Raw genomic sequence first — 13,399 nt, 5'->3', positions numbered from 1 at the left:
AAGTCGGTGAAAACCTGGAAGGCGCAGCAGGTAAGCCCAGCCACACCGTGGACGGGTCGACGCCCGCAGCAGCTCGGCAATCCAGATTGCGCCCACGCGAGAACGCCAGAAGCGAGATGTCCAACGGCCGCAAACAGCCCGCCTCCGCGTCCTTCCAGAGGGCAGCTAGCTCGCCTGGGCACCGAAGGAGTCGAAGTGCTTGCAGAAGACAAGGCCGCTCACAGACACCAGCGGCTTAGTCGCCCGCTCTAGAACCCCTCGTAGACTGGCGCTTGGCTCTCGCCCAAGCTCATGTAGCCCAGAAACCAGAAGAGCAGCGCTCCCATGGCCGCAGCCGCCGCGAACCACAGCGCGAAGGAAAGCCATGTGTTGGCGAAGAACGCCTTACGTACCCTGTCCGCCAGCGCCTGCAACGCCTTCATCGCTGCCCCTCCTCCCGTTCGTCCGAATCGTCGCCTGTATACTCCGGCGCATTGTCCGGCGTATCGCCGGCTGGCCACACGATGGCGCTTTCGGTGCCATGGTCGTCGTTGAAGAACTCGTAGATGGCCTTGTTCACATGCACCCAGCCGGTCCAGCCCAAATGCATCACGTCACGCAGGAAGTACTTGTCGTACTCGTAGTCAGAATAGTCCACGTAGGGCACGCCCTCCTCGGCGCACACCTGGCGCACGCGGTCATAGAAGATCTCGCGGACCTCGCGGTCGTAGGCGGTCTGGTCGTAGGCGATGCCCTTGGTGGGCATGATGACGATGAGCGGTTCTATGTCAAGCTCGCGGCATACCTGCAGCACCAGCATGAAGTCGGTCCATTCCGTCTCCCAGTACTCCGCCCCTTCGGGCGCCCGGTAGTACTCCTTGGCCTGGGAAAGCCAGGTGGGATAGGAGTCGGTGTAGTAGGAATCCATGAAGCCCTCGTCGTTGTTGGTAGACTCGCGGGCCGCCTGCTCCTCGGCGAAGGCCATCCACGCGTCCCAGTCGGGCTCCTCGGGGCTGCCCTTCAGCCGCTCGGCGGGCACCTCCTGGCAGTAGCCGTAATCCGAGTCAGGGTTCGTACTGTCCTCCCACACAAGCGTATCGCGCTCGCTGTCGTCGCGCAGGGCCTCCACCGCCTTGTCTATACGCCCGGCAACGTCGAAGGGCCCCGGCGCGTCCAGGGCGGCCTCGTCGATACCGTAGCGCTGCGCTTGCGAGCGCACCGCATCCTTCGTCTCCTGGGAAAGCCGCGGGTTGGCCATGAACCGGTCGTAGGCCTTCTGCGAGAACGCCCAACGGAAGTTCTCGCCCTCTGGGTCCTGATAGGTCATGAACCACTGTATGCCCAGGAAGAACACCAGCTTGCCGTCGGGGATGGCCTCATCGAGCGCGCCGATTTCGATGGCATGCCACAAGTCCTGGTAGAAAGGGCGCCCTATGGTCATCGTGTCCATGCCGTAGTTGTTCTGCCCGAACACGTTCACCGGATGGGTCGACACCTGGGGCACGGGACGCAGTTCGGAGGAACCGAAGAGCAGCTTCGTCTCGTCCCCCGCAGCCAGACGGCCGGAAAGCGCCTCCAGCACGAAATCGACGTCCTTCACCTGGGCATCGGTCATATGCTCCTGGTAGGGCTTCTCCTGCACCAGCGAACGGATGTCAGCTGCCGAGGTATGGCTCCATAACGCCAAACCCCCTCCCGCGAACACGAGGAACACACAGGCCAATGCCAGCAGACGCTTCATGAAACCCCTTTAGAACTGCTCGTAGACGAACTCCGGCGGCGCTCCGAAGCCCGAGAAACCGTAGAACCAGACCAGCAACGCCACGCAGGCGACAACCGCCAAGCCCCATGCAAGGCCATCCATCAGAGGATGGCGCCGAAGCCACGACCGGATCTTCTCCCCTAGCCGGCTCACGCCTGCTCACCCGCCTCGAAGAATTCCATAAGGTCTCGATTCACATGCAGCCAGCCTTCCCACCCCAGATGCATGACGTCGCGCATGAAGTACGTGTCATCCTCGAACCCCGAATAGTCGGCGTAGTCGACGCCCAATTCGTCGCAGGCGCCGCGGACGAGGTCGTAATACAGCTGACGGCTCTCGCGGTCGTAAGCGGTGTAGTCGTAGTACGAAGCTTTCACTGGCATGATCACGATGAGCGGCTCGACGCCAACCTCTCGGCACACCTGCAAAAACAGTTTGAAGTCCTCGAGCTCCTTCTGACTCCAAGCGACGAACCGCTCGGGCTTCTCCTGGCTTTGGGCCCCCTCGAGCCAGGGCTTGTAGTACTCCTCGAAGTACTCGTCGTAGACCCCTGCGTCATTGGTAGTGCAGGCGCGTGCGCCCTCGGCGCGCGCCCGGGCGAACTCCTCGTCCCAGTCGGGGACCGCCCGGTCTGCGAACCGTCCTTCGGGAATGGCGACATTGTCCTGCAGGGCCTGCTCGACCGCCCCCTCGTCCTGCTCGCGGCTGACGAAATCCTCGAACCCGGCGTCGATGCGCTCCGACAGCGTCCTCGGCGCGAGAGCGTTGAGCTCTGTCTCTCCCTTGCCCAACTCGAGGGCACGGCTGCGCAGCACCTCCTTGGACTGCTCGGAGATTCGGGGGTTCTCCATGAAACGGCGGTAGGCGTCTTCGGAGAAGCTGTTCAGAAACGATTCGGTGGTGCACCCGTCGCCCATGAACCACTGCATGCCCACGATGAGCGCCACCTTGCGGTCGGGCACGGCGTCCGCCTGGTCCAGCGCGCCCAGCTCCATGGCCTGCCACAGGCTCTGGTAGCCGGCCTTGCCCACCTGGACGGTGTCGATGCCGTAATTGTGCTCGCCGAAGAACCGCGAGGGATGCGACGCCATAGGGTCGATGTAGGACAGCTCCGAAGACCCCATGAGCAGGCGCGGGTTGTCCCCCGCATCCTGGCGGGAGCTGATCATGGTGGCAAGCACCTCTATGTCACCGATATCTCCCACCTGGGGATACACGTAGAACGGACGATCGTAGAACTGGGCGAGCAGCCTTCCGCGGGGCGAAGACTCGTCGGGTCGCGAGCCGTGACGCCGACGTTGGCTGCGGGAGTCGTCGTCCTTGGAGCGCCCATGGCGCCCTTCGTCGTTCACCTGCCCGGGATCGCCGGAAGGTTGCGCAGGAGCGAAAAGCCCCTCGTAGGGATCGGCGGCAGACGTCGCCGAGGCGTCCTGGGCGTTGCCGAAAAGCTTGAAACCCACAAGCCCTACGGCGCACAAGACACATGCCCCCAGCACGAATCCCAGGCGCACCAGGGGCAGCCGGTCGCCGTGGGGCGCGCCGGCGTTTGAGCACAGCTTCGCCCTACCCATGAATCAGCCCCGCCACGATGATATGGGCCTGGCCCGAGAAGATGGACATGGCGAACATGACCAGGTTGATGGTGACAGCCCAGCAAACCAGCTTGTACCACGTATCCTTCTTATGCTTCTTGTGGAAGGGACACTTCTTCTGGTAGATATCGGTGGCTGCCAGAAGGAAACCGTAGAAGAAGCCGTAGACGATGTAGTCCACGGTGATGCCGTGCCACACGCCCATGAGGCCGAAGTCGATGATGTAGCCCACGCAGGCGCAGGTAAGGCGCGACTTGAACCACTTGTGGCGCGTGGCCGAGCGCACAAAGCGCATGAACACGAAGTCGCGAAGCCAAAACGACAGCGTCATGTGCCAGCGGTCCCAGAACTCCTTCACGTCCTTGGCGATGAACGGAGCGCGGAAGTTGCGCGGCGTGCGGATGCCGAAGCAGTAGCTGGCGCCCATGGCCATCAGCGAGTAGCCGGCGAAGTCGAAGAACAGGTAGAACCCGTAGGCGAAGGCGTCCTTCCAGGCAGCGGCCATGTTGTAGAGAAGCGAATGGTCGGCCGAGAACGCCTCAGGAGTGTAGAAATGGTGGCATATAGTGCCGAAGACCATCTGGTAGCATGCCCCGGCAAGCAGAAGCAGGATGCCGCGGGAGAGCAGGTCGGCGTACTCCGAGGCGGTATAGGTGCGGTTCGCGTCCTCCGAGAACCGACGGCTGCGGTCGATGGGCCCCGAGGTGAACGGAGCGAAGAACAGCAGGAAGTACAGGTAGTCGAACGCAGAGAGCTCCTTAATGAGCCCGTCGCGGATTTCCAGCACCACCTGCACCGCCTTGAAAGTGATATAGGAAATGCCGATGAACCCCAGCAGGTTCTCGTCGAACACCGCCCCCACCTTGTAGATCACCAGCGGGGCGATGACGGCGACAAGGGAGGCGTAGAACTTCGCCATGGACTTCTGCCCGCGCTTCCAGCTGGCCAGCTCCCAACGGGTCACACCGAAGGCCAGCGCCACGAAGAACAGGAAGGCTAGAAAGCCCTGGAGGTCACGGCCGAACAGCATGGACAGGAAGAACAGCGACGCGACGAAGCCGTAGTACTTGATGCGTCTGCCCGCAAAGCCCAGCACCGCGGCAGGCACCACGGCGATGGCGAGCAGGATGAAAAACGATGGCTGCAGGTAGAAGCTCACAGATCCTTAAGCCTCCCCGCGCTCGACGGCCTTGCGGTCGATCTTGCCGTTGGTGTTCAGCGGGAACGACTCGTGGAACACCACCTTCTTCGGCAGCATGTACTCGGGGATGACGGCCTTCAGGTCGCTGCGCAGCCTCTGCGCCGTGGCGAAGGTGCGCGGCATGTCCGCGTCGGAGAGCGTCACATGGGCCACCAGATGCGTGGGCTTGCCCTCCTTGTAGGCGGGAAGCACCACGGCCTGGGCCACGTAGGGCACGCTGGCGATGTTCTGCTCCACGTCCCCCAGCTCGATGCGAAACCCGTTGAGCTTCACCTGGAAGTCAAGCCGCCCCAGGCAGAACAGCAGCCCATCCTCGGTCAGATAGCCCTTGTCGCCGGTCTTGTAGCAGTAGGCAGTCCGGCCCGGCTCCACCTCGCGCTCTGCGAAGGCGGCCTGGGTAAGGTCGGGCCGCCCCCAGTAGCCCAGCGACACCGTCTTGCCGGCCAGGTAGATCTCGCCCTCCTGCCCACGCGGCACGGGCACGCCCGTCTCGGGATCCAGGATGTAGGCCTGGCTGCCCAAGCCCATGTAGCCCACGGGCAGCACCTCGTGGGCGGCCAGCACCTCCGGCGTGACCACGATGTCGCTCACCGCCTGGGTCTCGGTGGGACCGTAAGTGTTGTACACCTTCGTCTGGGGGAGGCGCTCCACCAAGGCGGCGGCCGTGGTGGGCCGCAGCACCTCGCCACACAAGATCATAATGCGCAGGTTAGGCAACATCTGCTGGTCGAAGGACTTGTCGGCCAGGCATATCTCGGCGAAGGAGGGCGTGGACACCCATACGGTCATGTCGCTTGCAGCCAAGGCCTCGAACATGTCCGCAGTGCTCTGCTCGGCCTCGCGCTCCAGCCCGAACAGCGTGTCGCCGCCCGAGAGACCGGGGATGATGTCGAACAGGCTCACGTCGAAGGTGTAGGGCACGCGGTTGAAGCAGACCTGGCGCCCGTCCTGGGGGATGAGGGTAGCGTAGTAGTCCATGAACGCGTCCACGCAGCGGGCCGGCATCTGCACGCCCTTGGGACGGCCGGTGCTGCCCGACGTGAACAGCAGGTAGAACACGTCGTCGCCGGACACCCACGCCGATGCGTCCGCGGGCTGCGCCCCCGCGGCCACGGTGCGGCGCACCGCGTCCTCGTTCACGACCGCATGCGCCAAGGACGCATCTCCCGTGAAGCCCTCGTCGGACAGGTCCACCACCAGGGGATGCCCTATCTGGTCGAGGATGTCGTTCACGCGGTCGCGCGGGTAGGCCACGTCGATGGGCGCGTAGGCCCGGCCGCTCTTGAGCGCGCCCAGGAAGGCAGCCAGCATGAGCGGCGACTTGTGGCCGTACACGACCACGGGCAGCTTGTCGGGGCCGTTCTCCCGAAAGTACGCGGCGAGCGCGTCAGAGTACGACCAGAGCTGGCCGTAAGTCAGACCCCCCCCCTCGCGGGTATTGAAGAAGGCCATCTTGTCGGGCGTCGATGCAGAGACGGCCTCCACAAGGTGGAGGAAGCGGCTCTGCAGCGCAGGATCGGTGGTTGCCATGAAACTGGAACTCCTTGCATCTCTCTTGGGCGGACCCCGCAAAGCGCGCGCCTGAGCCCAGGCACGCGAAAAGCCGCCCCGACGGGACGGCGTGCGCGGGGAGGGAAACGGTTAGGCGAGCGCCCGCACGACGATCTGGTGGATGATCTTGTTCACGGAGTTCATCTCCTCGCGCTCCACCTCCGTCGGCGCTATCTCCACCCCGAAGGCCTCCTCGATGCCCACCAGGACTTCAATAGCCGCCATGGAATCCAGAAGGCCGGCCTCGAACAGGTCGATATCGCGCTCCTCGTAAACCACCTCGTCGTCGCAGACTTCGGCCAAAAGCTCGAGGGTCCGTTTCTCGATCTCCTCTTCGGTCATGGAAGCGCACCTCCCTTGTCCGGAAACGTCGCTCTCGTCGGCGAATCCTGAAAATACCTTCAGCTTTAGCCCGTGCATAGTAGCACTGCCCTCAGGCGGCGGCCAGGTGAGCGGGGCCAACCTCATAAACCTTGCACGCTTCCCCAAGGAACCGGGCACCCGCGAAGGCTCGTCGGAGGGCACGAACCGAACGCCCAATGAGAAAACGACGAGTTTTCGATGACGAAAAAGTACTATAATCACCCGCGTCGCACGGGATACCGAAGGAGGGGGCCGACGACGCCATGGATCCCACCGCAGCTCAAAGCCAGCAGAGGACAGCTTCCGCCCAAGCGTTACATGCCTGCGCGGAAGACCGTCCGCGCGCAATCGCCGCCAGAAGCCGCGAGGGCGCGCAGGACCCCGTTCGCCTGCAGGTTCTGAATCGTATTCTCGCTGCCCACGAAGGTTACTTCGATGTACAGCGCGACTACGAGTATGCGGGAAGGCTCTTCCAAGGCTACGGCGAGTTCCACTCCCACGGACAGAAGTACGTTCTCGTGAAGCGAGCGACGCTGTGGGAGGTCGACACCCACGAGCATGTGTTCCTGAGCGCCGTCGAGCATCTGGACCTGCCTTGGCTTTCCGATGCGGTGGCGTTCATGAAGGACCGCGGGCTCGCCAAGGTGGACCCGCAGCCGAATCACATGTGCACGAACCTCACCCTCGTCATGGTGGCCGACCGGGCCGACGACGACGCGTGGGGGCTCCTACGCAAAACGCGCTTCCGCAAGAACTTCGCCTGGGGGCTCAAGGGCTGGTCGGACCTGCGTCTGGCCGCCGTCGACCTGTCCGGGAACCGCGTTGCGACAAACGCCGCCGGAAAACCGCTCGCCGACACGCTGCGCTCCTGCATGTGCTAGGCAGGGCCCGCGCGCCGGGCTGGACATCCCGGCGGCAACGTATGCCATCCATCGAAAGGTGAACCATGAACGCAATGCTCATCCTGCTCGTGGCCATCGCGGTGCTGGTCGTCGGATACATCTTCTACGGCGGCTGGCTCGCGAAGCAATGGGGGGTCGACCCGAACCGTCCCACCCCCTCCCACGAACTGGAGGACGGCAAGGACTACGTGCCCGCCGCCCCCTACGTGGTGCTCGGCCATCACTTCTCGTCTATCGCCGGCGCCGGCCCCATCAACGGCCCCATCCAGGCGGCCATCTTCGGCTGGGTGCCGGTGCTTCTGTGGGTGCTCATCGGCGGCATCTTCTTCGGCGCCATGCACGACTTCGGCGCCCTGTTCGCGTCGATCCGCCACAAGGGGCAGACCCTTGCCACCGTCATCGCCCATAACGTCGACGACACCGCCAAGAAGCTCTTCTGCGTCTTCGCCTACCTGACGCTCATCCTGGTGGTGGCCGCCTTCGCCTCCATCGTCGCCGGCACCTTCGCCGTGGTGCCCGTGACTGCCGAGAACGCCGCCACAGCCGAGGTCACCAACCTGGCCAACATGCGCACGGCCATGATCTCGCTGCTGTTCATCCTGGTGGCCGTGGTCTACGGCCTCGCCACCCGCGGGCGCAAGATACCCACCGCCGCCAACATCGCCTCGGCAATCGCGATCATCGTGGCCGTGGTGGCCGTCGGCTTCAACTTCCCCGTCATCGCCATGGACAACAGCTCCTGGATGCTGGTGGTGGGCATCTACATCCTCATCGCCTCCGTGGCGCCGGTATGGATCCTGCTGCAGCCCCGCGACTACCTGTCCAGCTACCTGCTCTACGGCATGATCGCGCTGGCCCTTGTGGGCATCATCGGCTCGGGCATCATGGGCGCCTCCACCAACCTCGAGATCCCCGCCTTCACCGGCTTTATCGCAGGATCCGAGACCTCGAAGGTTGCGGCGAGCGGCTTCCTCTTCCCCGCCCTGTTCATCACCATCGCCTGCGGCGCCATCTCCGGTTTCCACAGCCTGGTGGCCTCCGGCACCACCTCCAAGCAGCTCGACAAAGAAAGTCAGGCCAAGCCCATCGCCTACGGCGGCATGCTGCTGGAGTGCCTGGTAGCGGTCATCGCGCTGTGCGCCGTGGGCTTCGTGTTCGCCGGCTACATGGACGGCACCTACGCCTCCCCCACCCAGGTGTTCGCCGCGGGCCTGTCCCAGATGATCGGCGTCATCCCCGGCATCGGCGGCGCCCAGGACATCGCCTACGCCCTGCTGGTACTGGCCGTGTCCGTCTTCTGCCTGACCTCGCTCGACACCGCCACCCGCCTGGGCCGCTACATGTTCCAGGAGCTCTTCACCCCCAAGGGCACCGACATGGCCGACCTCACCGGATGGCGTGCCGTGCTCACCAACCCCTGGGTGGCCACCATCATCACCGTGGCCCTGGGCGTTGGCCTGGGCATGACCGGCTACCAGCTGGTGTGGCCGCTCTTCGGCGCCGCGAACCAGCTGCTGGCGGCCCTGGGCCTTCTGGCCGTATGCGCATGGCTTGGCAACGCCGGCCGCAACAACAAGATGTTCTACTTCCCCATGGCCTTCATGCTGGTGGTCACGCTTTGCTCGCTGGTCATCACCGCCCAGACGAAGATCACCGCCATCGCCGGAGGCGCCCTCACGCTTGCTAACGGCATCCAGCTGGTCATCGCCGTGCTGCTCATAGTGCTGGCCGTGATCTTGGCCGTGAAGGGCTGCAAGGTTATCTTCGGCAAGAAGGGTGCTGTGAAGTAAATGTGATTCTTGGCCCTTTGGGCAAATCCTTCGAAATTCGTCCTTGACGCAAGCGCAACCTTTCAATAACATACTAACTCGCGCTTGCATCTGACGAACGTTGGAGGATGCGCATCGGCAATCCGATGGGGTGTCGTCTAATGGCAGGACAGCGGTTTCTGGTGCCGTATGTGAGGGTTCGACTCCTTCCACCCCAGCCATTTGCCGCAGCAGCGCAAACCATGTGGCTCCGTCGTCTAGCGGTTTAGGACGCCGCCCTCTCAAGGCGGAGGTCGCCGGTTCGAATCCGGTCGGAGCTACCAGGAAATAGCAGGCCGCCCCTATCGGGCGGCCTTTTTGCTGCTTTGGCGTCCGCTGCCTCCTATCGCCGGCTCGCAGCCGACAGCCCCATCCTCCCCCAACAAGAAAGGGGCCGCCCGACAAGGCGGCCCCTTCGGGCCCGCGCACACGCTACCGCAGGCCCTCTTGGAGGGAGGAAGGGTATGCGCTTAGATCTCGGCCTTCACCGTCTCGGCCATCAGGTAGCCGTAGTTCATGGCTGCGTCGAAGCCCATTGCGTAGGGGCGGCCGTCCTTCTCCTCGATCGAGCCGCAGACGTCGCCCGCCGCGTACAGGCCGGGGATGTTCTGGCCCGACGCGTCCTGCACATGACCCGCGGTGTCAATCACCAGGCCGCCCGTGGTCAGGTAGAACGTGGGGATGCAGGAGACGACCCAGATGCCGTTGTAGGTGTCGATGTAGGGCAGGCGCTTGCGGCCGAACTCGTCCTCCTCGCCCGCCAGCGCATGGGCGTTGTGGGTCTCGATCGTGGCCGCCAGATCGGTCAGGCCCAGCGCCTCTGCCGCCGCCTCCACCGAATCGTAGTGCACCATGTCGCCGCGATGCTCGAGGCACTTGTAGGTATCCATGGCGTACAGCTCGTTCTTGTTGGTGGTGATGCGGCCGGACTCGTCGGTGATGTAGAAGAACTTGCCGCCGTTGGCCTCGTCGCGAAGGCCGCGCCCCAGCATGCCGTGGTTGTCGGACATCATGTTGCCGAACTGCTTGCCCGAAGCGTTCACGATGATGCCCGGGGTGGTCTGGTAGAGGAACGCGATCTCGAAGTTCGAACCCGCCTGGTTCGTCGTGGACAGAAACGCCCCCAGCTCGCGGCCCATGCACTCGATGGCGCCTCCCGCCTTCTGGCCCAGCAGGATGCCGTCGCCGGTAGAGCCCGGGGCGCAGTTGAACTTGTAGGCAGCGTACTCGGGGTAGTGCTCGGCAATCATGTCCTGGTTCGCCGCGAAGCCGCCGGAGGTCAGGCACACGGCCTTGGCGCTCACGGTCCAGGTGGAGCCGTCCTTGCCCTCGGCCGTAAGCCCGGTCACGCGGCCGTCGGCGTCCTGGACGAGGTCGGTCACCTTGGTGGCGTAGACGATCTGTCCGCCCAGGGCGCCGATGCGGTCTACCAGGAAGTCCTTCGCGTAGCCGCAGCCGCCCATGTAGCAGCCGGGGGCCAGGTAGGGGGTCACGCCGTAGGCGGCGTTCACGCCCAGGCTGTAGAAGCCCACGCCGATGCCGTGCAGCCAGTCCACCAGCTTGCCGGAGTTGTCGTACATGGCGGTCTCGTAGGGCATCGCGCCGTCGAAGCGGTCGTTCTCGGCGATCAGGTAGCGGCGCATGACGCCGATCATGCCCTCCTTGTTGAACATGGGGTTCTCGTCGTGACGGCCCAGGGCGTAGTTCGTCTGCAGCTGCGATTCGGCAGCGGCCACGCCGGAATAGGTCATGGGCATGGAGCCGCCGGCGATATCCTGCTTCTCGAAGAGGATGACGCTCTTGCCGTCCTCCAAAAGCCGCGTCGCCGCGATGAGGCCAGCCGTGCCGGCTCCCATAAACACCACGTCCACATCGGCGGTCTGAGCCTGGCCGCCGCCCGCCACGGTGCCCCCGCGGCGGAAGTCCTTCTCGGCGCCGCCGGCGTTGGAGATGGCGTCGGAGGTGGCCATGCGCACAGCCATCGAGGTGGTGGTGGCACCACTTACGGTATCCACGTCCAGGTCCTTGGCCTCCAGAATGCGGGCGGCCATCATGGGAGCGGCGGTGGAGCCGATGCCGATGGTGTCGTCGCAGCGCAGCACGCGCAGGCCCGCCATATCGCCGCCGGCCACGGTGAGCTCCACGATCAGCTCGTCGTCGTGGCCCATGGCGGTTCCGATCCACTTGCCGTCGGTGAAGGTATCGGGCGCGGGCCGAGTGGTACCACCCTGCGCCTCGGCGGCAACGGCCGCGGTCTGATCGTCGGCCTTGGGCGCGTCGGCCTCGGGGGCCTTCGGCGAGGCACAGCCGGCCAGCGTGCCGATAGCGGCGACGCCGCCGATCGCAAGCGAGCCCCTCAGAAAATCGCGTCGGTCCATAGATTTGGTCATTCCTCATTCCTTTCGATACGATGACCCTCCCTGTTGCCCACGTCCCGTCGGTACGCGAACACAGGGCAGTATGGGCGTCGCAGGCAAACCCCGTCGACGCCGAAAATGGGTAAAAAATGGAGTAGCCGAACACTTTCCAGCTCGCCGATTTTCGGTTATTTTTCCCCTATAACGCCTGTTCAGAAATGATTAACGATACTGCATCCCTCAGTTTTGCATCGCGGGCGCGCGCGAGGTGCACCCGAGCGGTAAAATAGCAGCGTACTTCGAAGGAGGATCGATGCCGAGCAAGCGCGCATGCACCATCGCCGGGACCGTGGGGTTCGGGCTCTGCAAGACGGCGGTCTCCGTCGCCTACATGACGGCGATGGGGTCGGTGTTCTCCACGGTGGGCTTTGTTTCCGAACTCGATTTCATGATTCCCATGCTCGTCTCGTCCATCCTCACCTCCGCCGCCATCGTCACCCTGGTGGCCTTCCGCAAGCTCAGCACCGGCTCGCTGTCCCAGGCCCCGGCCGTCCTCGCCCTGCTGCTCGGGTTTCTGCTAAGCGCCACGGGCGTCCTCTCCTCGCTGCCCGGAACGGTTCTGGGGGCGCTCCACGGCGTGCTCTGCGGCTTTGCGCTCACCGTCCTCAACGCCGTGTGGCTCGAGCTGTTCATCGCCGAAGCTGACAGCCGCTGCGCCGTCGGCCAGATCGTCGGCGGCTTGGCGATCCAGTGCGTCCTCTCCTCGCTGCTCCCCTTACTGGGGCCTCTGGGTTCGTCGCTGCTCTCCATCGCCGCCATCTCCCTGTCCGCTCTGTTGCTCGGCTGGCTGAAAAGGCGCGTGTCCTTCCCCGCCAACGATGATCTGCTGCCCCGCTCGCGTACCGACAAGCTCATGCTCGCCCAGTCGTACCTGTGCCTCTTCGTCCTGGTCGGCGTCGTGGGCATACTCCATACCGCCGTGCTGGGGTCGCAATCCGAGCATCTGGTGGGCGACGTGAGCATGTGGATGCCCCTCGTCGCCGCCACCATCATCACCGCCCTCGTCGCAGGCCTCACCATCCGTCGTCCCGACCCCACGGCCGTCTACAAGGGCAGCCTTCCCGCCATGCTCGTCATCCTGTCCCTGCTTCCCTTTCTGGGCCATGCCCTCGGCGGACTTGCGGGCTTGGTCATGATCACGTGCTACGACGTCTGCGGCATGGTGTTCCTGCTGTTCATAGTGGACCGCGCCCGAGCGCTCGACGTGTCCGGCTACGCCCTGTCCAGCGTCTACTTCGGCGGCTCAAGCCTGTTCCTCATCATCGGGCTGGGCTTGGGAGGACTGCTGCGCACCCTAAGCGCCGACTACGGCCTTTCGCTCCTGACGCTGCTCGCCTTCGCGGCGATCTACCCCTTGGCCGCAGCCCTCATCATGGTCCTCAAGAAGCCCCGCGCCTCCTCCGCCGTCCAGCAGGCCGAGTCCGCTCAGCAGCAGCCTGCCGACGGCGACGAGAAGGAGGCCCCCTCCGCGCAGACCGTCGACGACATGCTCGCAACGGGGGTCGACGACATCGCCGAGCGCTACGGCCTCACGAAGCGCGAGAGGGAGATACTGGGCTACCTTGCCCGCGGGCGATCGGCCAAGTACATCTCCGACACGCTCGTCATTTCGGACAACACCACCTGGGCCCACATCAAGCGCATCTACGCCAAAACAGGGGTCCATTCGAAGCAAGAGCTGATGAGCCTCGTCGAACATCAGTCGTAGGGCTAGCAAGACTGCTTACCCTTCCCCTCTTAATCCCTACAAGTTTCATAGGTTTATTTATAAACCTAGTGCTATACTAGGTTTATAACCGTTATGCGTACTTGGCCGGGGAAACG

11 protein-coding genes and 2 tRNA genes are annotated in these 13,399 nt (G+C 64.1%); 5 read left to right on the top strand and 8 right to left on the bottom strand.

What is annotated here, in order from left to right; genetic code table 11:
* Nucleotides 1-248 precede the first annotated feature (248 nt).
* From NFR41_RS06630 to dltC, 7 genes are all read right to left on the bottom strand, one after another.
* Nucleotides 249-422, bottom strand: a complete 174-nt coding sequence (locus NFR41_RS06630; protein ID WP_251231209.1) for a hypothetical protein — start codon at nt 420-422, stop codon at nt 249-251.
* Nucleotides 419-1,720, bottom strand: coding sequence for a D-alanyl-lipoteichoic acid biosynthesis protein DltD (dltD, locus tag NFR41_RS06625; RefSeq protein ID WP_251231208.1), 1,302 nt, complete (start codon nt 1,718-1,720; stop codon nt 419-421). The genes NFR41_RS06630 and dltD (NFR41_RS06625) overlap by 4 nt, the downstream gene beginning before the upstream one ends.
* 9 nt (nt 1,721-1,729) lie before the next feature.
* Nucleotides 1,730-1,894 (bottom strand): hypothetical protein, encoded by a 165-nt coding sequence (locus NFR41_RS06620; RefSeq protein WP_251231207.1) that lies wholly within the window; start codon nt 1,892-1,894, stop codon nt 1,730-1,732.
* The gene (gene dltD / locus NFR41_RS06615) at nt 1,891-3,312 is read right to left on the bottom strand and encodes a D-alanyl-lipoteichoic acid biosynthesis protein DltD (protein WP_251231206.1); all 1,422 of its coding nucleotides are present in this window, start codon (nt 3,310-3,312) and stop codon (nt 1,891-1,893) included. The genes NFR41_RS06620 and dltD (NFR41_RS06615) overlap by 4 nt, the downstream gene beginning before the upstream one ends.
* Nucleotides 3,305-4,492 (bottom strand): D-alanyl-lipoteichoic acid biosynthesis protein DltB, encoded by a 1,188-nt coding sequence (dltB, locus tag NFR41_RS06610; RefSeq protein ID WP_251231205.1) that lies wholly within the window; start codon nt 4,490-4,492, stop codon nt 3,305-3,307. The genes dltD (NFR41_RS06615) and dltB overlap by 8 nt, the downstream gene beginning before the upstream one ends.
* 6 nt (nt 4,493-4,498) lie before the next feature.
* The gene (gene dltA, locus NFR41_RS06605) at nt 4,499-6,064 is read right to left on the bottom strand and encodes a D-alanine--poly(phosphoribitol) ligase subunit DltA (protein ID WP_251231204.1); all 1,566 of its coding nucleotides are present in this window, start codon (nt 6,062-6,064) and stop codon (nt 4,499-4,501) included.
* A 111-nt stretch (nt 6,065-6,175) separates the two neighbouring features.
* A complete protein-coding gene (gene dltC / locus NFR41_RS06600; protein WP_160213998.1) occupies nt 6,176-6,427 on the bottom strand; it encodes a D-alanine--poly(phosphoribitol) ligase subunit DltC in 252 nt (83 codons plus the stop codon).
* 284 nt (nt 6,428-6,711) lie between these two features.
* On the opposite strand from dltC, the gene NFR41_RS06595 reads away from it, so the two are divergent.
* The 4 genes from NFR41_RS06595 (at nt 6,712) to NFR41_RS06580 (ending at nt 9,442) form a co-directional block, all read left to right on the top strand.
* Nucleotides 6,712-7,329: a DUF8052 family protein gene (locus tag NFR41_RS06595; RefSeq protein WP_251231203.1), complete on the top strand. Its 618-nt coding sequence runs from the start codon at nt 6,712-6,714 to the stop codon at nt 7,327-7,329.
* 65 nt (nt 7,330-7,394) lie between these two features.
* On the top strand, nt 7,395-9,140 hold the full coding sequence (locus tag NFR41_RS06590) for a carbon starvation CstA family protein (RefSeq protein ID WP_251231202.1): 1,746 nt from the start codon (nt 7,395-7,397) through the stop codon (nt 9,138-9,140).
* 126 nt (nt 9,141-9,266) lie between these two features.
* Nucleotides 9,267-9,340 (top strand) — tRNA-Gln (locus tag NFR41_RS06585).
* A gap of 25 nt (nt 9,341-9,365) precedes the next feature.
* Nucleotides 9,366-9,442, top strand: a tRNA-Glu gene (locus NFR41_RS06580).
* A 186-nt stretch (nt 9,443-9,628) separates the two neighbouring features.
* Here the strand turns inward: NFR41_RS06580 and NFR41_RS06575 are convergent.
* Entirely contained in the window at nt 9,629-11,548 is a 1,920-nt protein-coding gene (locus NFR41_RS06575; protein WP_251231201.1) for an FAD-binding protein, read from the bottom strand.
* A 280-nt stretch (nt 11,549-11,828) separates the two neighbouring features.
* Between NFR41_RS06575 and NFR41_RS06570 the strand changes: the two genes are divergently transcribed.
* On the top strand, nt 11,829-13,283 hold the full coding sequence (locus tag NFR41_RS06570; protein WP_251231200.1) for a helix-turn-helix transcriptional regulator: 1,455 nt from the start codon (nt 11,829-11,831) through the stop codon (nt 13,281-13,283).
* Nucleotides 13,284-13,399: the final 116 nt, after the last annotated feature.

Origin of the sequence: Adlercreutzia aquisgranensis (assembly GCF_943193145.1) — a bacterium.
Lineage (GTDB): Bacteria > Actinomycetota > Coriobacteriia > Coriobacteriales > Eggerthellaceae > Xiamenia > Xiamenia aquisgranensis.
This window is presented reverse-complemented; position numbering and strand designations above follow the sequence as displayed.